The sequence below is a fragment of the Bacillus sp. 0909A genome, assembly GCF_036765115.1.
GTDB classification, from domain to species: Bacteria; Bacillota; Bacilli; order Bacillales; family Bacillaceae; genus Bacillus; species Bacillus mojavensis.
In genome coordinates this window covers 230,003-249,877 of record NZ_JBAIZU010000002.1, presented here as the reverse complement: position 1 = coordinate 249,877, position 19,875 = coordinate 230,003, and the positions used below count along the sequence as shown (strand labels likewise).

The following is a 19,875-nucleotide window of genomic DNA, read 5'->3' as shown; positions in this document are numbered from 1 at the left end:
GAGCATACAATGCTCTGGCTTTTCTTTGTGCTGCTCAGCTTTTTTTCAGCTTGATGACAGTATCCGCATCAGGTGTGACAAAGACGGTATGCTGGCTGTCATAAGTCACGAAGCCTGGCTTTGCGCCGTTCGGCTTTTTGACATGCCTGATTTTTGTATAATCAACTGGCACAGAACTTGAATCCTTTGCTTTTGAAAAATAAGATGCGATTGTGGCGGCTTCAATAATTGTTTGTTCATCAGGCTCGCTGCTTCTGATGACGACATGGGAGCCCGGAATATCCTTCGTGTGAAGCCATATGTCGTCTCTGGCTGCTGCTTTGGTCGTTAAATACTCGTTTTGGCGGTTGTTTTTGCCGACTAAAATAGTGATACCGGAAGAAGATTCGTATGTTTCTAAAACAGGGTTGTTCTGTTTTTGTTTTTTCTGTCCTTTTTGCTGCTTAGGTCGTAAATATTTCCCCTCCACAAGCTCTTCTCTGATTTCACTGATATCACGCGGAGAAGCGGACGACAGCTGCTGAATCAGCTGGTCGAAGTATTCAATTTCTTGCTGTGCCAGCCTGATCTGTTCCTCGACAACGGCAACTGAGTTTTTCGCCTTCTGATACTTAGTGAAATAGGCCTGCGCATTCTCTGAAGGCGTTTTGTTCGGATTCAGCGGGATTGTAATTGTCGGATTTTCCTCATCATAGTAGTTGATGACTTCAGCCTGTTTGTCGCCTTTTTTCATCATATATAAATTTGCAGTCAGCAGCTCCCCGTAAAGCTGAAATTCCTTAGCGTTTTCCGAATACTCCAGTGTTTTTTCCAGTTTTTTGATTTTGTTGGCGTTCTTTTTCCGTTCATTCACAACAAACCGCTCAAGATCCTGGGCCTGCTGTTTAACCCGGTCCCGCTCAGCTTTTCCGAAATAAAAACGGTCCAGCAGTTCACTTAATGAATCGAAGCGGCGTGCTTCTCCTTTAAGGTGAGTCAGCTCGAGCAGATAAAAATAATCCTTTCCGTTAACAGTCGTAATGCTAGGAATAAAGCGGTGCTCCCTTACCTCTGCAAAAAGCTCCAGAAGCGCTTTTGGAAGTGTTACTTTGTTGGCAAGGCCCGCTCTGTGGACAGCTTCTTTTGCGAACAGCGGAGAAACACCGGAAAAATGGTCAACAATTTGTTTATCTAGCCGCCCTTCTTGAAAACTGAGATGACGCAAAATGTCGTCTTCAGTTGCTTCAAGCGGCGGGATCTTATCCTGGGCCGGCGGAAGCTTATAATCGTAGCCCGGCAGTACGGTACGGTAGCTGTTCATTGACGGGGATAAATGTTTCAGCCCGTCGATGATCGCATTTTCCTCTCCGTCTGTCAGAATGATATTGCTGTGGCGGCCCATAATTTCGACATAAAGCTTTCGATGCGTTTCATCACCGATTTCATTGCGGCTTTTAATATGAAAAATCATAATGCGGTCAAGCCCAGCCTGTTCAATTTTTTCAATAAATCCGCCTTCAATATGCTTTCTCAGCAGCATGCAAAACATCGGCGGTTCACTCGGGTTTTCATACGTTTGGGCCGTGATATGCACCCGTGAATAGCTTGGGTGTGCCGATAATAAGAGTTTTTGGTTTTTTCCATTGGCACGGATGTGAAAAATCACATCGTGCTTATAAGGCTGATGGACTTTCGTGATCCGTCCGCCCGTTATTCGCTCGTTCAGTTCGTGTGTCATTCCGTATGTAAACATGCCATCAAACGACATATATAATACACCCTCTCATTCTTCCTGCATTCGATAATTATAGCATGAAATGGGACGAGTCAGAATAAGCATGCTTATAGAGTGATATCTCTATAAGAGAGCAGGGGAGTGGACGAGCGGAATGAAGTTTCATGAAATGGGACAAACAGATTTATTAGAGGCAACAAATACGTCCATGAAACAAGGATTAACTGAAAAAGAGGTGAAAAAACGCCTCGACAAGCATGGGCCAAACGAGCTTCAAGAAGGAAAAAAAACATCAGCGCTTATTTTGTTTTTAGCCCAGTTTAAAGATTTTATGGTGCTTGTGCTGCTTGCGGCAACACTTATTTCAGGGTTTCTTGGTGAATATGTGGATGCGGTTGCGATTATTGCGATTGTGTTTGTGAATGGCATACTTGGGTTCTTTCAAGAACGGCGTGCAGAGCAATCTCTTCAGGCATTAAAAGAGCTGTCAACTCCTCATGTGATGGCACTCAGGGAAGGAAGCTGGACAAAGATTCCTTCTAAAGAACTGGTGCCGGGCGACATTGTGAAGTTTACAAGCGGCGACCGGATTGGAGCAGATGTCCGGATTGTCGAAGCGAAAAGCCTGGAAATTGAAGAATCAGCGTTAACCGGAGAGTCAATCCCAGTTGTGAAACATGCGGATAAATTGAAAAAACCCGATGTGTCGCTGGGGGATATTACGAATATGGCCTTTATGGGAACCATCGTCACCCGCGGCAGCGGTGTGGGTGTTGTCGTCGGTACAGGAATGAACACGGCTATGGGGAAAATCGCTGACATGCTTGAATCGGCGGGAACTCTGTCGACCCCGCTGCAAAGAAGGCTCGAGCAGCTCGGAAAAATTTTAATTGTTGTCGCTTTGCTGCTCACCGTACTCGTTGTCGCCGTCGGCGTGATCCAGGGACACGATCTGTACAGTATGTTTTTAGCCGGTGTCTCACTAGCGGTAGCCGCCATTCCAGAAGGGCTTCCAGCCATTGTGACAGTAGCGCTGTCATTGGGTGTACAGCGTATGATCAAGCAAAAATCAATCGTGAGAAAGCTTCCGGCGGTTGAGACGCTTGGGTGTGCCTCTATTATTTGTTCAGACAAAACAGGAACGATGACGCAAAACAAAATGACGGTCACACATGTATGGTCCGGAGGAAAAACATGGAGAGTGTCGGGCACGGGTTACGATCCGAAAGGAGGCTTCACACTGAACGATAAAGAGGTCAGTGTGAATAAGCATAAGCCGCTTGAGCAAATGCTGTTATTCGGAGCGCTTTGTAACAACTCGAATATTGAGAAAAGAAACGGTGACTATGTGCTTGACGGAGATCCGACAGAGGGGGCGCTGCTCACTGCGGCAAGAAAAGGCGGCTTTTCAAAGGAGTTTGTGGAATCTCATTACCGGGTGGTTGAGGAGTTTCCGTTTGATTCAGCACGAAAAATGATGACCGTCATTGTAGAGGATCAGGACAGAAAGCGCTATATCATAACGAAAGGCGCGCCGGATGTCCTGATGCAGCGGTCCAACCGTATTTATTATGACGGCTCTCCCGCCCCTTTCTCAAATGAAAGAAAAGCAGAAACAGAGGCAGTATTACGGCAGCTGGCTTCCCAGGCGCTCCGGACGATTGCTGTTGCCTATAGACCGGTAAAAGCAGGGGAAACACCGTCAATGGAGCAGGCGGAAAAAGATCTGACAATGCTTGGCCTTTCGGGCATCATTGATCCGCCGCGGCCTGAAGTCAGACAGGCGATTAAAGAATGCCGTGAAGCGGGAATTAAGACCGTCATGATTACAGGGGATCATGTTGAGACAGCAAAAGCTATAGCAAAAGATTTGCGTCTCCTCCCGAAAAACGGAAAAATCATGGACGGCCAGATGCTGAATGAGCTTTCACAAGAAGAGCTTTCTGATGTAGTGGAGGATGTGTATGTGTTTGCCCGCGTTTCTCCTGAGCATAAATTGAAAATTGTTAAAGCGTATCAGGAAAACGGCCATATCGTTGCGATGACAGGAGACGGCGTCAATGACGCTCCCGCTATCAAACAGGCTGACATTGGCGTTGCCATGGGGATTACAGGGACGGATGTGGCGAAGGAAGCATCATCCCTCATTCTCTTAGATGATAATTTTGCAACCATCAAATCGGCGATTAAAGAAGGCAGAAACATTTATGAAAATATTAGAAAATTTATCCGATACCTGCTGGCTTCTAACGTAGGAGAAATTCTGGTCATGCTTTTCGCCATGCTGCTTGCCCTTCCGTTGCCGCTCGTGCCGATTCAGATTTTGTGGGTCAACTTGGTGACAGATGGATTGCCGGCGATGGCGCTCGGCATGGATCAGCCGGAAGGGGACGTTATGAAGCGGAAGCCGCGTCACCCGAAAGAAGGGGTGTTTGCCCGCAAGCTTGGATGGAAGGTGGTCTCGAGAGGATTTTTAATTGGTGCTGCCACGATTTTGGCTTTTATCATCGTGTACCACCGCAATCCTGAGAATTTGTCTTATGCTCAGACAATTGCGTTTGCAACGTTGGTGCTGGCTCAGCTTATTCACGTATTTGACTGCCGGAGCGAAACATCTGTTTTTTCCAGAAATCCGTTTGAAAACTTGTATCTGCTTGGCGCTGTATTGTCATCGATTTTACTGATGCTGGTGGTTATTTACTATCCACCGCTCCAGCCGATTTTCCATACGGTTGCCATCACGCCGGGAGACTGGATGCTTGTCATCGGCATGTCGGCCATCCCTACTTTTTTGCTGGCGGGGTCACTTTTGACAAGAAAAAAATAAATTCATATGATATAATCTTAGGGGTAATAGCATGTCTATTGCCCTTTTATTTTGAGAACAGGGAAGAAATTAGGTGTTTTATTTATGATACGAAGTATGACAGGCTTCGGCAGTGCAAGCAAAACACAAGATAATCTCTCTGTAAGCGTTGAACTTAAATCTGTGAATTACAGGTTTAAAGAAGTGAACGCTCGTTTGCCAAGGCCTTTGCTATATTTAGAAGATAAGCTGAAACAGACGATTCTGCAGTACATACAGCGCGGAAGAATTGAGCTTTTCGTCTCCGTTGACAGTGATATGCTCGTAGAGAGAAGGCTTGACATTGATTGGCCGCTGCTCGATGAGTTTGTCGCAGCTGCAGAGGATATGAAAAAGCGATATCAATTGTCCGCAGATCCTGATGTCATGGACTTCTTCAAGCTTGAACATGTCGTCCAGATTCATGAGGAACAGACACAAAGCGAAAAGCTTGAGGAGTTACTAATAGCTGCTGCAGAGGAAGCTGTAAAAGGACTCTGTGAGATGCGCGAAAAAGAGGGGCTGCTTCTAGCCAAAGACTGTCTGATGCATATTGACCAGCTTGAAGAGCTGGCCGAAAAGACCGAATCTTTGGCAGCCGATGCGGTATCTCGTTACAGGGAACGGCTTTACGCCAGAATAAAGGAATGGACCGAAGACGTGTTGGATGAGAGCCGGCTTGTTACAGAATGCGCTATTTTTGCAGATCGCTCTGATATTACAGAAGAGATTACAAGGCTGAAGAGCCACTTCGTTCAGTTTCGTGATATATTAGCTGAAGGCGGAGCTGTCGGGCGCAAACTCGACTTTCTTGTCCAGGAGCTGAATCGGGAAGCAAATACAATCGGCTCAAAAGCAAATGATCATCAGATCACAAAGCTTGTCGTCGAAATGAAAAGTTCTATTGAAAAAATAAAAGAACAAGTGCAAAATATAGAATAGTAACTGTGCGTATTGTTTACAGACGGACTTGCTAGGCTAAACTAGAGACGTCTATTTTACAGGGGGAACGTAGAAGATGACGATTAAACTGATTAATATCGGATTTGGCAATATTATCTCCGCCAATCGGATGATTTCGATTGTCAGCCCGGAGTCTGCGCCAATCAAACGGATGATCCAGGATGCAAGAGACCGCGGAATGCTAATTGACGCTACATACGGACGAAGAACCCGTGCAGTTGTCGTCATGGATAGTGATCACATTATCTTATCTGCCGTCCAGCCTGAGACAGTTGCACACAGACTTTCTGTTAAAGAAGAAATTATGGATGAAGGGCAGGGGTAATTGCCGCATGAAAGAAAGAGGGTTATTAATCGTTCTCTCAGGTCCCTCAGGAGTTGGTAAAGGAACGGTTCGGCAAGCGATTTTTTCGCAGGAAGACACAAAATTCGAGTATTCGATTTCAGTAACAACGAGAAACCCGCGTGAGGGCGAAGTGAACGGAGTCGATTATTTTTTCAAAACGAGAGAAGAATTCGAGCAAATGATTGCAGACAATAAGCTGCTTGAATGGGCAGAATATGTCGGCAATTATTACGGCACTCCGGTCGATTATGTTGAACAGACGCTCCAAGAAGGAAAAGACGTCTTTTTAGAAATCGAAGTTCAAGGCGCTCTTCAAGTGAGAAATGCTTTCCCGGAAGGCTTGTTTATTTTCCTTGCGCCTCCAAGTCTTTCTGAACTGAAGAACAGAATTGTGACAAGAGGAACGGAAACAGATGCTCTGATTGAAAATCGCATGAAAGCCGCAAAAGCTGAGATCGAAATGATGGACGCATATGATTACGTTGTAGAAAATGATAATATCGAAACGGCTTGCGACAAAATTAAAGCAATCGTTCTCGCGGAACATTTGAAGCGTGAGCGCGTTGCACCAAGATATAAGAAAATGCTGGAGGTTGAATAACTGATGTTAGATCCGTCAATTGACTCATTAATGAATAAATTGGATTCGAAATACACGCTCGTAACCGTTTCTGCTAGACGCGCGCGTGAAATGCAAATCAAAAAAGACCAGATGATTGAACATACGATTTCACACAAATATGTAGGCAAAGCTTTAGAAGAAATTGATGCAGGCCTGCTTTCGTTTGAAAAGGAAGACCGCGAATAGTAGCACAAGTAGCAACCTATATCATGTAGGTTGTTATTTTTTTCCGTGCTGTTTTTATATTGCAGAGGGGGAGAAGTCATTGCTGAACAATCGAAATGTGTTACTTTGCGTGAGCGGAGGCATCGCTGTTTATAAAGCCTGTGCGCTGACAAGCAAACTGGTACAGGCGGGGGCAAATGTTAAAGTCATTATGACTGAATCTGCGTGCCAGTTCGTATCACCGCTGACATTTCAGGCATTGAGCCGCCATGAAGTATATACAGATACATTTAAAGAACAAAATCCAAGCGTCATCTCTCATATAGACGCAGCTGACTGGGCCGACCTGATTATCGTAGCGCCGGCTACGGCCAATGTGATTGGAAAACTGGCCAACGGCATTGCAGATGATATGCTGACAACAACCTTGTTAGCGGCAACAGCTCCGGTATGGATTGCGCCCGCCATGAATGTGCATATGTATGACCATCCGGCAGTCAAACGCAATATTTCTGTCCTTTATCAGGATGGTTTTCGTTTTATTGAGCCGAGCGAGGGCTATTTAGCATGCGGTTACGTCGGAAAAGGAAGATTGGAAGAACCCGAAAACATCGTGAAGCTTGCGGAAAAGCATTTTGCGGAGGAAAAAAACGCGCCTTTAGAAGGGAAACATGTTGTGATCACAGCAGGCCCGACACGGGAGGCAGTTGATCCTGTACGTTTTTTCACGAATAAATCGACGGGTAAAATGGGATACGCATTAGCTGAGGCTGCGGTGCGACTCGGTGCAAACGTGACCTTGATCTCAGGGCCGGTTTCGCTTGATGTCCCTAAAGGGCTTTCTCAGTTTATCCCGGTCCAATCGGCTGCGGACATGCGCGATGCAGTGCTCTCTGTGTATGAGGGAAGCGACATTGTCATTAAAACAGCTGCTGTTGCCGATTTTACGCCAAAAACAGTATTTGACCAAAAAATGAAAAAGCAAGACGGCGGAATGACCCTTGAATTAAAAAGAACAGTCGATATCTTAAAAGAATTGGGCGAGAAAAAACAGCATCAGCTGTTAGTCGGTTTTGCTGCTGAGACACAAGATGTGGAACATTACGCCCGCAAAAAGCTTTCTGCCAAAAATCTTGACATGATTGTGGCGAATGATGTGAAAGCGGCAGGGGCCGGTTTTGGTGTTGATACGAATATTGTGACGCTCTTTTTCAAAGACGGGCGCAAACGTGAACTTCCGAAGATGTCTAAGCTCGATGTTTCTTTTGACATTTTTGAAGAAATCGCAGCGCTCTTAAAACAAACCGGAGAGCCCTCATGAATTTTGCCGAAGTCATCGTAGATGTCAGCACCAAAAATATAGACAGACCGTTTGATTACAAAATCCCAGACCATCTTAAAGGTATGATCAAAACGGGAATGAGGGTCATTGTTCCGTTTGGCCCCCGTAAAATTCAAGGGTTTGTGACAGCTGTCAAAGATACGTCTGATCTCTCAGGTAAATCTGTCAAAGAAGTGGAGGATTTATTAGATCTTACGCCTGTTTTGACAGAAGAGCTGATGAATTTGTCGTCATGGCTGTCAGACAAAACGCTGTCTTTTAAAATAACGGCGCTTCAAGCGATGCTGCCTGCCGCATTAAAGGCAAAATATGAAAAAGAGCTGAAAATCGCGGAGGGTGCGGATATTCCGCCGCAGGTAGAACGGCTGTTTTCTGAAACAAAGAGCTTGCTGTATTCCGATATACCTGATCACGATACGCTGAAAATCATCCAGAAGCAGGTTCAAAAAGGCCATATCGACGTAACTTATAAAGTGGCGCAAAAAGCGAACAAAAAAATGGTCAGGTATATTCAGGCCAATGCCGGTAAAGATGAGCTCTCCAAGCAGGCTGAGGGTTTATCCCGACAAGCGGCCAAACAACAGGCGATCCTGCACTTTTTCATGACGGAAACGGAAGGCGCGAAAATACCTGCTGCGGACCTGTGCAAAAAAACAGACGCAAGCTCGGCCACCATCAAGACCCTGATCCAAAAGGGGCTTTTGAAAGAAACCTATGAAGAGGTTTACAGAGATCCCTATCAGGACAAAATGTTCAAAAAAACAGAACCGCTGCCGCTGACAGACGAGCAAAGCGCGGCCTTTCAGCCGATACGCCGGGCGTTAGACAACAATGAACATCAAGTGTTTCTCCTGCACGGGGTGACGGGAAGCGGCAAAACGGAAGTTTATCTCCAATCGATTGAAAAAGTGCTGGCGAAAGGAAAAGAAGCCATCGTACTTGTACCGGAAATATCGTTAACGCCGCAAATGGTTCATCGCTTTAAAGGGCGCTTCGGCTCTCAGGTAGCCGTAATGCACAGCGGGTTATCCACTGGTGAAAAGTATGACGAGTGGCGCAAAATCCACCGCAAGGAAGTGCGGCTTGTAGTGGGCGCGAGGTCCGCTATTTTTGCCCCGTTTGAAAATCTCGGGATGATTATCATCGATGAGGAGCATGAATCGTCCTATAAACAAGAGGAAATGCCGCGCTACCATGCGAAAGAAGTAGCAATCAAGCGGGCGGAGCACCACCGCTGTCCGGTTGTGTTAGGAAGTGCTACACCGACATTAGAGTCATATGCACGGGCGCAAAAAGGAGTGTACGAGCTGCTTTCGCTGAAACACCGCGTCAATCACCAAGTGATGCCTGAGGTTTCGCTTGTGGATATGAGAGAGGAGCTCAGAAACGGCAATCGCTCTATGTTTTCAATAGAATTGATGGAAAAGCTTGAAGAAACCATTGCCAAGGGTGAACAAGCTGTGCTGTTTTTAAATAAAAGGGGATATTCTTCCTTTGTGATGTGCAGGGACTGCGGTTATGTTCCGCAATGCCCTCACTGCGACATTTCCATGACGTATCACCGTTCCGGCCAGAGGATGAAATGCCATTATTGCGGACATGAAGAACCTGTTCCGCATACTTGTCCCGAATGCGGAAGCGATCATATCCGTTTTTTCGGAACGGGAACACAAAGAGTGGAAGAAGAATTAACAAAGGTGCTGCCACATGCAAGAGTCATACGGATGGATGTTGATACGACCTCTCGGAAAGGTGCCCATGAAAAATTATTGTCTGCTTTCGGAGAAGGCAAAGCGGATATACTTCTTGGAACGCAAATGATTGCGAAAGGGCTTGATTTTCCGAATGTGACACTTGTCGGAGTCTTAAGCGCTGACACAACACTGCACATTCCTGATTTCAGATCTGCCGAAAAAACGTTTCAGCTGCTAACGCAAGTCAGCGGCCGCGCGGGAAGACATGAAAAACCCGGCAATGTCATCATTCAAACGTACACACCGTCCCATTACAGCATCCAGCTGACGAAAACGCATGATTATGAAACGTTTTATCAGCAAGAAATGGCACACAGGAGGGAGCAATCCTACCCGCCGTATTTCTATTTGGCTCTTGTTACGGTTTCTCACGAGGAAGTGGCGAAAGCGGCTGTAACGGCTGAGAAAATCGCACACTTTCTGAAAGCAAACTGCGGGGCAGATACGAAAATACTCGGTCCAAGCGCATCGCCGATCGCCAGGATCAAAGATAGATATCGCTATCAATGCGTGATAAAATACAAACAGGAAACCCAGATATCAGCTTTATTGAAGAAGATACTGGAACATTATAAACGCGAAATTGAACAAAAGCATGTAATGATTTCAATTGATATGAATCCTTATATGATGATGTAAGATCTCACGTCTTGGAGGGTAATGAATTGGCAGTGAAAAAGGTCGTCACACATCCCGCGGAGGTTTTGGAAACGCCTGCGGAAACCGTGACTGTTTTTGATAAAAAGCTAAAAAAACTGCTTGATGATATGTACGATACCATGCTTGAAATGGATGGAGTCGGACTGGCAGCGCCGCAAATCGGTATTTTAAAAAGAGCGGCTGTTGTTGATATCGGAGAGGAAAGCGGCAGAATTGACCTTGTGAATCCGGAAATTCTTGAACAAAGCGGCGAGCAAACCGGAGTTGAAGGATGCTTGAGTTTTCCCGGCATCTATGGTGAGGTCACGCGTGCCGATTATGTCAAAGTGCGGGCGTATAACCGTCAAGGAAAACCGTTCATTCTTGAAGCGAGAGGCTTTTTCGCGAGAGCCGTGCAGCATGAAATGGACCACTTGGACGGCGTGCTGTTCACATCAAAAATAAGCAAATATTATACAGAAGATGAACTAGCGGATATGGAAGGATGATTTGATGACGAGAATCGTGTTTATGGGAACACCCGATTTTTCAGTTCCTGTTTTAAGAACCCTGATAGATGACGGATATGAAGTAGTGGGGGTCGTCACACAGCCGGACCGTCCGAAGGGCAGAAAAAAAGTGCTCACGCCTCCGCCTGTGAAGGAAGAAGCTTTACGTCACGGCATCCCGGTTCTTCAGCCTGAGAAAGTCAGACTGACAGAAGAAATAGAAAAGGTGCTAGCGTTACAACCGGATCTTATTGTGACGGCAGCGTTTGGGCAAATTCTGCCTAAAGAGCTACTCGACAGCCCTAAGTACGGATGCATTAATGTTCATGCGTCTCTTTTGCCTGAACTGAGAGGCGGGGCCCCTATCCATTATTCCATCCTCCAAGGAAAGAAAAAAACCGGAGTTACCATTATGTACATGGTGGAAAAATTAGATGCAGGCGATATGATTTCAAAAGTGGAAGTAGACATTGAAGAAACCGACAATGTTGGAACCCTGCACGATAAATTAAGCATTGCTGGCGCGAAGCTTTTGTCTGAAACAGTTCCTCAAGTCATAGCCGGCGACATATCACCTGAAACGCAGGATGACGAGAAAGCGACGTATGCGCCAAACATTAAAAGAGAACAAGAGCTGATTGACTGGTCCAGAGCGGGAGAAGAGCTTTATAACCAAGTTCGAGGTTTAAACCCATGGCCTGTTGCCTATACGACTTTAAATGGTCAAAATCTGAAAGTATGGGCAGCGAAGAAAACAGCTGCGCCGGCAAAAGCTGAACCCGGCACAGTCATTGCTATTGAAAAAGAAGGAATCATCGTCGCCACAGGAAACGATACGGCACTGTTATTAACGGAGCTGCAGCCTGCCGGCAAAAAACGCATGCGAGGCGAAGACTTTGTCCGTGGCGCTCATGTTGAGACAGGTGATATGTTAGGAGTGCACAATGAAAACAAATAGCGTACGCGATATTGCGCTGGAGGCGCTGGTCAAATTAGAACAAAATCAGTCATACAGTAACCTGCTCCTGAAATCGGTTATCAAATCTAATAAACTGAGCGATCAAGACCGCGGGCTTTTAACTGAACTAGTGTACGGTACATTGCAAAACCAAATCGCGCTGGATTATATGCTCAAGCCATTTATCAACAAGCCGCAAAAGGTGAAGCCGTGGGTTATCCAGCTTCTCCGCCTGTCCTTATATCAAATGGAATATTTAGAGAAAATTCCCGACCGGGCAGTCATCCATGAAGCGGTAGAGATTGCTAAAAACCGGGGACATAAAGGCATTGCCTCATTTGTCAACGGCGTGCTTCGCTCTATTCAGCGCGAAGGAGTCCCTTCCTTTGACGCCATCGAAGATCCTGTTCTCAGGCTTGCGACAGAAACAAGCCATCCCGAATGGCTCGTGAAAGAGTGGGTAGCCGCATACGGATTTGATGCGGCTGAAAAGATTTGCCGCATCCATCTCATTCCGCCTAAGCAAACGCTGCGTGTCAATCAAATGAAAACGGACAGAGCGGAGATACTTGATCAAATGGCAGCTGAAGGAATCGAAGCGGAAAAAGGTGATCTCGCCGAAGACGCTGTGAAGCTTGTAAAGGGAACTATTGCCGGAACTCACTTCTTCCAGACGGGCGAAGTGTCCATCCAGGATGAAAGCTCCATGCTGGTTGCCCGGGCCCTTGACCCTAAGCCAGGTGAAACGGTGCTTGATGCGTGCGCAGCGCCGGGCGGAAAGTCAGCCCATATCGCTGAATTAATGGAGAACAAGGGAAGTGTGACATCACTTGATCTTCACAAACATAAGGTGAAGCTCATCAAAGAAGCGTCAGAACGGCTTGGCCTTTCCATTATTGATGCGAAAACAATGGACGCGAGAAAAGCCGGAGAAACATTTGAAAGTGAACAGTTTGACCGTATTTTGGTTGACGCTCCATGCTCAGGCTTTGGCGTGATCAGAAGAAAGCCGGATATGAAATACACCAAAACCCCGAATGACAGCTCCCGGCTTGCTGAAATCCAGCTGTCTATCTTAAGGGAAATTGCGCCATTAGTAAAAAAAGGTGGCACTCTTGTCTACAGTACGTGTACAATGGATCGGACAGAAAATGAAGAAGTTATCCATGCGTTTATACAAGAACATCCTGATTTTGAACCCGATTTGTCTCTTGAAAAGCGGCTGCCCGAAAAGGCGAGACCCTTTGTTCGGGATGGAAGGCTTCAAATCCTTCCGCATTATTTCGGAACAGATGGTTTCTTTATTTGCAGCATGAGAAAGAAGGGATAAGCAATGACAGAACTTAAAAAAACAAAGATCAGAAAAGAATTGCGGACAGAACGTCCTTCGATTTATTCTTTTGAATTAGACGAAATCAAACAATGGCTGACAGACAACGGGGAGAAACCGTTCCGCGCGGCACAGATTTTTGAATGGCTATACGAAAAACGAGTAACTTCTTTTGATGAAATGACAAACCTATCAAAGGAGCTGCGTGAGAAATTAAACACTCATTTTGTATTAACAACGCTGAAAACGGCTGTTAAACAAACTTCTCAAGACGGTACGATGAAGTTTTTATTCGAGCTTCACGATGGTTATACAATCGAAACTGTTTTAATGAGACACGAGTATGGTAATTCTGTATGTGTAACGACACAAGTCGGCTGCCGCATTGGCTGCACATTCTGTGCGTCAACGCTTGGCGGTTTAAAACGAAATCTTGAAGCGGGCGAAATTGTCGCTCAAGTGGTGAAAGTTCAAAAGGCGCTAGATGAAACGGATGAACGCGTCAGCTCTGTCGTTATCATGGGAATTGGCGAACCATTTGATAACTTTAACGAAATGCTTGCCTTTTTAAAAATCATTAACCATGATAAGGGACTGAATATCGGCGCTCGCCATATTACTGTTTCTACAAGCGGAATCATCCCGAAAATTTACGAATTCGCTGATCAGCAAATGCAGATTAACTTTGCGATTTCTCTGCACGCGCCAAATACAGAAATCAGAAGCCGTTTGATGCCGATTAACAGAGCGTACAAGCTCCCTGATTTAATGGAAGCCGTTAAATATTACATTAATAAAACGGGACGCCGGATCAGCTTTGAATACGGTCTGTTCGGTGGCGTAAATGACCAGGTTGAGCACGCTGAAGAGCTTGCAGACTTGCTGGAAGGCGTAAAATGCCACGTGAACTTGATTCCGGTAAACTATGTGCCTGAACGGGATTACGTCCGCACACCGCGCGAGCAGATTTTTGCTTTTGAGAAAACGCTGAAATCCCGCGGAGTAAATGTCACGATCCGAAGAGAGCAAGGCCATGACATTGACGCAGCCTGCGGTCAGCTTCGCGCGAAGGAGCGTCAAGACGAGACGAGGTGATGAGGGTTGTTAACAGCCTTAAAAACAGATACAGGGAAAATCCGCCAGCATAATGAAGATGATGCGGGTATTTTTAAGGGGAAAGACGATTTTGTATTAGCGGTTGTCGCTGATGGCATGGGCGGCCATCTTGCTGGAGATGTTGCAAGCAAGATGGCTGTGAAAGCCATGGGAGAGAAATGGAATGAGTCAGATACGATTCCTGCGGCGCCGTCAGAATGTGAAAAGTGGCTCATTGAACAGATTCTCGCGGTAAACAGCAAGATTTACGAACATGCCCAAGCGCACGAAGAATGCCAAGGCATGGGAACAACCATTGTATGCGCTCTTTTTACAGGTAAAACGGTTTCAGTTGCCCATATAGGCGACAGCAGATGCTATTTGCTCCAGGACGATCTCTTCGTTCAGGTGACAGAGGATCATTCTCTGGTGAATGAACTGGTTCGCACCGGTGAAATCTCAAGAGAAGATGCTGAGCATCATCCGCGCAAAAATGTGCTGACGAAGGCGCTCGGAACAGATCAATCCGTCAGTATTGACGCACGTTCTTTCGAAATTGAACCTGGAGACAAACTCCTTTTATGTTCTGATGGACTGACGAATAAAGTGGAAGTCACTGAATTAAAAGACATCCTGCAAAGCGATTCAGCTCCTCAGGAAAAAGTAAACCTGCTAGTGGACAAAGCCAATGAGAATGGCGGGGAAGACAATATTACAGCAGTGTTGCTTGAGCTTGCTTTACATGTTGAAGAGGGTGAAGATCAGTGCTAATCGGCAAGCGAATCAGCGGGCGTTACCAGATTCTCCGTGTCATAGGCGGCGGGGGAATGGCCAACGTTTATTTAGCTGAGGACATTATTCTTGATCGTGAAGTCGCAATCAAAATCCTGCGGTTTGACTATGTGAATGACAATGAGTTTATCAGGCGTTTTCGTAGAGAAGCCCATTCGGCCTCAAGCCTTGATCACCCGAATATTGTCAGCATTTATGATTTGGGCGAGGAAGATGATATTTACTATATTGTCATGGAATACGTAGAGGGCATGACGCTAAAAGAATACATAACAGCAAATGGGCCGCTTCACCCCAAAGAAGCGCTCAGCATCATGGAGCAAATTGTTTCAGCCATTGCCCATGCCCACCAAAATCATATTGTCCACAGGGATATTAAACCGCATAACATTTTGATCAACCATATGGGCAATATCAAAGTAACGGATTTTGGAATTGCGACTGCACTGACTTCGACAACAATCACCCACACCAATTCTGTGCTGGGCTCAGTCCATTATTTATCCCCCGAACAGGCGCGGGGCGGCCTGGCCACAAAAAAATCAGATATTTATGCGCTTGGGATTGTCTTATTTGAGCTATTAACCGGCCGAATCCCATTTGATGGAGAATCGGCTGTCAGTATCGCCTTAAAGCATCTTCAGGCTGAAACCCCTTCAGCGATAAGGTGGAATCCCTCAGTACCCCAAAGCGTTGAAAACATCATATTAAAGGCAACCGCCAAAGATCCTTTTCACCGCTATGAAACTGCTGAAGATATGGAAGAAGATATACGAACAGCTTTTGACGCTGACAGGCTCAACGAAAAGAAATTTACGATTCATGATGATGAAGAAATGACGAAAGCGATTCCGATTATTAAGGATGAAGAGCTTGCAAAAGCTTCTCATGATAAAAAAACTGACATGACATTTCCTCAAGAAAACCAAACAAAGAAAAAAGCAAAGAGAAAAAAATGGCCGTGGATACTGCTCACCATATGCCTGGTTTTTATCACGGCAGGAGTTCTAGCCGTCACTGTTTTTCCTTCTCTTTTTATGCCTAAGGATGTCAAAATACCTGATGTAGCAGGGATGGAATATGAAAAAGCGGCAGATCTTCTAGAAAAAGAAGGTTTGCAGGTAGATTCAGACGTATTGGAAATCTCAGATGAGAAGATCGAAGAAGGCCTGATGGTCAAAACCGATCCTAAAGCCGAGTCCACTGTTAAAGAAGGAGCAACGGTTACGCTTTATAAGAGCACAGGTAAAGCAAAAAAGCAGATCGGTGATGTGACGGGCCAATCAGTCGACAAGGCAAAAAAAGTGTTAAAGGAACAGGGCTTTAAAAATGTAACGGTGGATGAAGTAAATGATGAGAAAGACGCCGGCACTGTCATAGATCAGAATCCGTCAGCAGGGACCGAGCTTGTGCCGGACGAAGATCAAATTAAGCTCACAGTCAGCATCGGGCCGGAAGATATTACGCTCAGAGACTTAAAAACATACAGTAAAGAAGCGGCCTCAGGATATCTGGAAGATAACGGGCTCAAACTGGTGGAAAAAGAAGCGTACTCAGATGACGTTCCGGAAGGACAGGTTGTCAAACAAAAACCGGCAGCGGGAACGGCGCTAAAGCCGGGAAATGAGGTCGAAGTGACATTCTCTCTCGGACCTGAGAAGAAACCGGCGAAAACAGTGAAAGAAAAAGTCAAGATTCCATATGAGCCGGAAAATGAAGGGGACGAGCTTGAGGTGCAAATCGCGATTGACGACGCGGATCACAGCATTTCTGACACTTACGAACATTTTAAGATTAAAGAGCCCGTCGAACGGACGATTGAACTGAAGATTGAACCTGGCCAAAAAGGGTACTATCAAGTGATGGTAAATAATAAAGTCGTCAGCTACAAAACAATTGAGTATCCGAAAGATGAATAACAAGGAGGGAAAATATGCCTGAGGGCAAAATTATTAAAGCGCTAAGCGGCTTTTATTACGTACTGGATGAATCAGAGGATTCAAATAATGAAAAAGTTATACAATGCAGAGGAAGAGGTATTTTCAGAAAAAATAAAATCACCCCTTTGGTCGGTGATTATGTTGTTTATCAAGCTGAAAATAATAAAGAAGGATATCTTCTAGAGATTAAAGAAAGAACCAATGAACTTATCAGGCCGCCGATCTGCAACGTTGATCAAGCGGTGCTTGTTTTCTCGGCGGTGCAGCCATCTTTCAGCACAGCATTGCTCGACCGTTTTTTGGTTCTCGTAGAAGCAAATGACATCCAGCCGATTATTTGTATTACAAAAATGGATTTAATTGAAGATCAACATACACAAAAACGCATTCAAGCGTATGCTGAAGACTACCGGAACATTGGCTATGACGTATATCTTACCTCTTCTATGGACCAAGACAGCTTAACGGAGATCATCCCGCATTTCCGCGACAAAACAACAGTCTTTGCCGGCCAGTCGGGGGTTGGGAAATCCTCGCTTCTCAACGCGATCAGCCCGGAGCTGGGTTTGAAAACAAATGAAATTTCTGAGCATTTAGGCCGCGGGAAGCACACAACCCGCCACGTGGAGCTTATACACACGTCCGGAGGTCTGGTTGCGGATACGCCGGGTTTCAGCTCTCTTGAGTTTACAGACATTGAAGAAGGAGAGCTGGGCTTCACATTCCCTGACATCAGAGAAAAAAGCGCATCATGCAAATTCAGAGGATGTCTGCATTTGAAAGAGCCGAAATGTGCAGTCAAACAAGCCGTTGAAGAAGGGGAATTAAAGCAGTACCGCTACGACCATTATGTTGAATTTATCACAGAGATCAAAGACAGAAAGCCGAGGTATTAGATCATGGTAAAGATTGCACCTTCTATTCTTTCCGCTGATTTTGCCGCTTTAGGCAAAGAAATTCAAGATGTAGAAAAAGGCGGAGCCGATTACATTCATGTTGATGTCATGGACGGCCATTTTGTCCCGAATATCACGATTGGACCGCTGATTGTAGAAGCCATTCGTCCGGTGACGAAACTGCCGCTGGATGTACATTTAATGATTGAAGAGCCGGATCGTTATATCCCGGCTTTCGCAAAAGCTGGTGCCGATATCCTGTCTGTACATGCTGAAGCCTGTCCGCACCTTCACCGGACAATCCAGCTTATAAAAGAGCAGGGTGTAAAAGCCGGAGTTGTCCTGAATCCGCATACACCTGTTCAGATAATTGAGCATATTTTTGAAGAACTTGATCTTGTTCTCTTAATGACGGTAAACCCTGGTTTCGGCGGACAGAAATTTATTCATTCTGTTCTTCCGAAAATAAAAGAAGTGAAACGTATGGCAGAGGAAAAAGGGAAACATGATCTGCTCATTGAAGTGGACGGCGGCGTCAACAAAGAAACAGCCCCGCTAGTCATCGAAGCGGGCGCAAACTTACTTGTTGCCGGTTCTGCTGTTTATGGCCAAACTGACCGCGAAAAAGCTATTTCTGAAATAAGGGGAAGCAAATAAGCAGCACGAAAAAGAGCCGGGCGCATCTAGCCTGAGCTCTTTTTCCTGTATCCAGAAGCAGAAAGGAAAAAGAGATGAGAAAAATCAATATCGTTGCAGGAGGCCCAAAAGATTTAATCCCTGACCTGACTGGTTATATGGCTGATGACACGATCTGGGTCGGGGTTGACAAAGGAACGGTCACGCTTTTAAATGCCGGTATCATTCCTGATGAAGCCTTCGGAGATTTTGACAGCATTACAGAGCATGAACGCCGGCAAATCGAAAAAGCCGCGCCCGCTCTCCATGTGTATCAGGCAGAAAAAGATCAAACTGACTTAGACCTTGCTCTTGATTGGGCCCTGGACAAGCAGCCGGATATGATTCAGATCTTCGGTATTACAGGCGGCAGAGCAGATCACTTTTTAGGTAATATTCAGCTGCTGTACAGAGGAGTAAAAACAACTTCGAAATTGAAGCTTATAGACAAACAGAATGATATTCAGATGTTCTCTCCAGGCGAATATTCTCTTTCTATCGATCAAAACAAACGATATATCTCCTTCATTCCATTTACAGAAGAAGTGGATGAGCTGACCCTCAACGGTTTTAAATATCCGCTAAATAAGTGTCATATTACGCTTGGTTCAACACTATGTATTAGTAACGAACTCATTCATTCACGAGGTACTTTTTCGTTTACGAAAGGCATATTAATAATGGTAAGAAGCACGGATTAGCTTGTGCTTTCACTCATTTGTTGAAATTAATGAACCTTAAAGCGATGAACAGGCGGTTACGGGACTTATAGGAGGGGACAAAAATGAAATTTTACACCATTAAATTGCCGAAGTTTTTAGGAGGAATTGTCCGGGCGATGCTGGGCTCATTTAGAAAAGATTAAAGCCCAGGGGTTCACAGCCCTCTTTCACCACATAAAAACGCCTGCCACATACAGGGCAGGCGTTCATTTTGTTATACACGCTCAACTTTACCGGATTTCAAAGCTCGAGCAGATACATATACTTTTTTAGGTTTTCCGTTCACAAGGATACGAACCTTTTGAAGATTCGCGCCCCAAGTGCGCTTAGAAGCGTTCATTGCGTGAGAACGGTTATTCCCAGCTGTTGTTTTTTTACCTGTGATAACGCATTTACGTGCCATTTGTTTCCCTCCTCACTTGCACAAAACATCTACTTTTTCACTTTCATATGTTCTTAGATGCTTTCGATATGGATACTTTAAATAATTTACCACAGCTAAAAAACGTTTGCAACTATTGTTTCATCATCTTTCAAGAAAATTCACTTGACATCTTGCACAAACAGC

At 45.3% G+C, this 19,875-nt stretch carries 19 protein-coding genes; 17 read left to right on the top strand and 2 right to left on the bottom strand.

Annotation, left to right across the window (positions count from 1 at the left end; translation table 11 throughout):
* Positions 1 to 34: 34 nt before the first annotated feature.
* Positions 35 to 1,747 carry a tRNA modification protein RqcH gene (gene rqcH / locus V6D42_RS06495; protein ID WP_333512698.1) on the bottom strand — a complete coding sequence of 571 codons (1,713 nt, stop codon included), beginning with the start codon at positions 1,745 to 1,747 and terminating at the stop codon, positions 35 to 37.
* Between the two features lie 121 nt (positions 1,748 to 1,868).
* On the opposite strand from rqcH, the gene V6D42_RS06490 reads away from it, so the two are divergent.
* From V6D42_RS06490 to spoVM, 17 genes are all read left to right on the top strand, one after another.
* Positions 1,869 to 4,541: a calcium-translocating P-type ATPase, SERCA-type gene (locus V6D42_RS06490; RefSeq protein WP_326202303.1), complete on the top strand. Its 2,673-nt coding sequence runs from the start codon at positions 1,869 to 1,871 to the stop codon at positions 4,539 to 4,541.
* Positions 4,542 to 4,625: 84 nt separating this feature from the next.
* Positions 4,626 to 5,501, top strand: a complete 876-nt coding sequence (locus V6D42_RS06485) for a YicC/YloC family endoribonuclease (protein WP_333512697.1) — start codon at positions 4,626 to 4,628, stop codon at positions 5,499 to 5,501.
* A gap of 76 nt (positions 5,502 to 5,577) precedes the next feature.
* Positions 5,578 to 5,847, top strand: coding sequence for an extracellular matrix/biofilm regulator RemA (gene remA, locus V6D42_RS06480; RefSeq protein WP_003154355.1), 270 nt, complete (start codon positions 5,578 to 5,580; stop codon positions 5,845 to 5,847).
* Between the two features lie 7 nt (positions 5,848 to 5,854).
* Positions 5,855 to 6,469 carry a guanylate kinase gene (gene gmk, locus V6D42_RS06475; protein ID WP_168747782.1) on the top strand — a complete coding sequence of 205 codons (615 nt, stop codon included), beginning with the start codon at positions 5,855 to 5,857 and terminating at the stop codon, positions 6,467 to 6,469.
* Between the two features lie 3 nt (positions 6,470 to 6,472).
* Positions 6,473 to 6,676 (top strand): DNA-directed RNA polymerase subunit omega, encoded by a 204-nt coding sequence (gene rpoZ, locus V6D42_RS06470; protein ID WP_003221520.1) that lies wholly within the window; start codon positions 6,473 to 6,475, stop codon positions 6,674 to 6,676.
* Between the two features lie 79 nt (positions 6,677 to 6,755).
* A complete protein-coding gene (gene coaBC / locus V6D42_RS06465) occupies positions 6,756 to 7,976 on the top strand; it encodes a bifunctional phosphopantothenoylcysteine decarboxylase/phosphopantothenate--cysteine ligase CoaBC (RefSeq protein WP_333512696.1) in 1,221 nt (406 codons plus the stop codon).
* A complete protein-coding gene (gene priA, locus V6D42_RS06460; protein ID WP_333512695.1) occupies positions 7,973 to 10,390 on the top strand; it encodes a primosomal protein N' in 2,418 nt (805 codons plus the stop codon). Before coaBC ends, priA begins: the two co-directional genes overlap by 4 nt.
* Positions 10,391 to 10,416: 26 nt before the next feature.
* Positions 10,417 to 10,899 carry a peptide deformylase gene (gene def / locus V6D42_RS06455; RefSeq protein ID WP_254503414.1) on the top strand — a complete coding sequence of 161 codons (483 nt, stop codon included), beginning with the start codon at positions 10,417 to 10,419 and terminating at the stop codon, positions 10,897 to 10,899.
* A gap of 4 nt (positions 10,900 to 10,903) precedes the next feature.
* A complete protein-coding gene (fmt, locus tag V6D42_RS06450; protein WP_333512694.1) occupies positions 10,904 to 11,857 on the top strand; it encodes a methionyl-tRNA formyltransferase in 954 nt (317 codons plus the stop codon).
* Positions 11,844 to 13,187 carry a 16S rRNA (cytosine(967)-C(5))-methyltransferase RsmB gene (gene rsmB, locus V6D42_RS06445; RefSeq protein WP_333512693.1) on the top strand — a complete coding sequence of 448 codons (1,344 nt, stop codon included), beginning with the start codon at positions 11,844 to 11,846 and terminating at the stop codon, positions 13,185 to 13,187. Before fmt ends, rsmB begins: the two co-directional genes overlap by 14 nt.
* A 3-nt stretch (positions 13,188 to 13,190) precedes the next feature.
* A complete protein-coding gene (rlmN, locus tag V6D42_RS06440) occupies positions 13,191 to 14,282 on the top strand; it encodes a 23S rRNA (adenine(2503)-C(2))-methyltransferase RlmN (RefSeq protein ID WP_029441251.1) in 1,092 nt (363 codons plus the stop codon).
* Positions 14,283 to 14,288: 6 nt separating this feature from the next.
* Positions 14,289 to 15,053: a protein-serine/threonine phosphatase PrpC gene (gene prpC / locus V6D42_RS06435; RefSeq protein ID WP_333512692.1), complete on the top strand. Its 765-nt coding sequence runs from the start codon at positions 14,289 to 14,291 to the stop codon at positions 15,051 to 15,053.
* The gene (pknB, locus tag V6D42_RS06430; protein WP_333512691.1) at positions 15,047 to 16,993 is read left to right on the top strand and encodes a Stk1 family PASTA domain-containing Ser/Thr kinase; all 1,947 of its coding nucleotides are present in this window, start codon (positions 15,047 to 15,049) and stop codon (positions 16,991 to 16,993) included. The genes prpC and pknB overlap by 7 nt, the downstream gene beginning before the upstream one ends.
* Before the next feature lie 14 nt (positions 16,994 to 17,007).
* Complete coding sequence (gene rsgA, locus V6D42_RS06425; RefSeq protein WP_333512690.1) at positions 17,008 to 17,910, top strand: ribosome small subunit-dependent GTPase A; 903 nt, start codon at positions 17,008 to 17,010, stop codon at positions 17,908 to 17,910.
* A gap of 3 nt (positions 17,911 to 17,913) precedes the next feature.
* Entirely contained in the window at positions 17,914 to 18,567 is a 654-nt protein-coding gene (gene rpe / locus V6D42_RS06420; protein ID WP_286058548.1) for a ribulose-phosphate 3-epimerase, read from the top strand.
* Between the two features lie 74 nt (positions 18,568 to 18,641).
* Positions 18,642 to 19,286: a thiamine diphosphokinase gene (locus V6D42_RS06415; RefSeq protein WP_333512689.1), complete on the top strand. Its 645-nt coding sequence runs from the start codon at positions 18,642 to 18,644 to the stop codon at positions 19,284 to 19,286.
* 83 nt (positions 19,287 to 19,369) lie between these two features.
* Positions 19,370 to 19,450, top strand: coding sequence for a stage V sporulation protein SpoVM (gene spoVM, locus V6D42_RS06410; RefSeq protein WP_003221545.1), 81 nt, complete (start codon positions 19,370 to 19,372; stop codon positions 19,448 to 19,450).
* A gap of 71 nt (positions 19,451 to 19,521) precedes the next feature.
* On the opposite strand, the gene rpmB is transcribed toward spoVM, so the two are convergent.
* The gene (gene rpmB / locus V6D42_RS06405) at positions 19,522 to 19,710 is read right to left on the bottom strand and encodes a 50S ribosomal protein L28 (protein WP_003221548.1); all 189 of its coding nucleotides are present in this window, start codon (positions 19,708 to 19,710) and stop codon (positions 19,522 to 19,524) included.
* Between the last annotated feature and the right edge of the window lie 165 nt (positions 19,711 to 19,875).

Bases quoted from the DNA above. Each gene is read 5' to 3' on its own strand.
- V6D42_RS06485 (WP_333512697.1), top strand. From the start codon at position 4,626: ATGATACGAAGTATGACAGGCTTCGGCAGTGCAAGCAAAACACAAGAT.
- rpe (WP_286058548.1), top strand. From the start codon at position 17,914: ATGGTAAAGATTGCACCTTCTATTCTTTCCGCTGATTTTGCCGCTTTA.
- spoVM (WP_003221545.1), top strand. From the start codon at position 19,370: ATGAAATTTTACACCATTAAATTGCCGAAGTTTTTAGGAGGAATTGTC.
- rpmB (WP_003221548.1), bottom strand. From the start codon at position 19,710: ATGGCACGTAAATGCGTTATCACAGGTAAAAAAACAACAGCTGGGAAT.
- V6D42_RS06490 (WP_326202303.1), top strand. From the start codon at position 1,869: ATGAAGTTTCATGAAATGGGACAAACAGATTTATTAGAGGCAACAAAT.
- rlmN (WP_029441251.1), top strand. From the start codon at position 13,191: ATGACAGAACTTAAAAAAACAAAGATCAGAAAAGAATTGCGGACAGAA.
- fmt (WP_333512694.1), top strand. From the start codon at position 10,904: ATGACGAGAATCGTGTTTATGGGAACACCCGATTTTTCAGTTCCTGTT.
- priA (WP_333512695.1), top strand. From the start codon at position 7,973: ATGAATTTTGCCGAAGTCATCGTAGATGTCAGCACCAAAAATATAGAC.
- rsgA (WP_333512690.1), top strand. From the start codon at position 17,008: ATGCCTGAGGGCAAAATTATTAAAGCGCTAAGCGGCTTTTATTACGTA.
- rsmB (WP_333512693.1), top strand. From the start codon at position 11,844: ATGAAAACAAATAGCGTACGCGATATTGCGCTGGAGGCGCTGGTCAAA.
- gmk (WP_168747782.1), top strand. From the start codon at position 5,855: ATGAAAGAAAGAGGGTTATTAATCGTTCTCTCAGGTCCCTCAGGAGTT.
- rpoZ (WP_003221520.1), top strand. From the start codon at position 6,473: ATGTTAGATCCGTCAATTGACTCATTAATGAATAAATTGGATTCGAAA.
- V6D42_RS06415 (WP_333512689.1), top strand. From the start codon at position 18,642: ATGAGAAAAATCAATATCGTTGCAGGAGGCCCAAAAGATTTAATCCCT.
- rqcH (WP_333512698.1), bottom strand. From the start codon at position 1,747: ATGTCGTTTGATGGCATGTTTACATACGGAATGACACACGAACTGAAC.
- remA (WP_003154355.1), top strand. From the start codon at position 5,578: ATGACGATTAAACTGATTAATATCGGATTTGGCAATATTATCTCCGCC.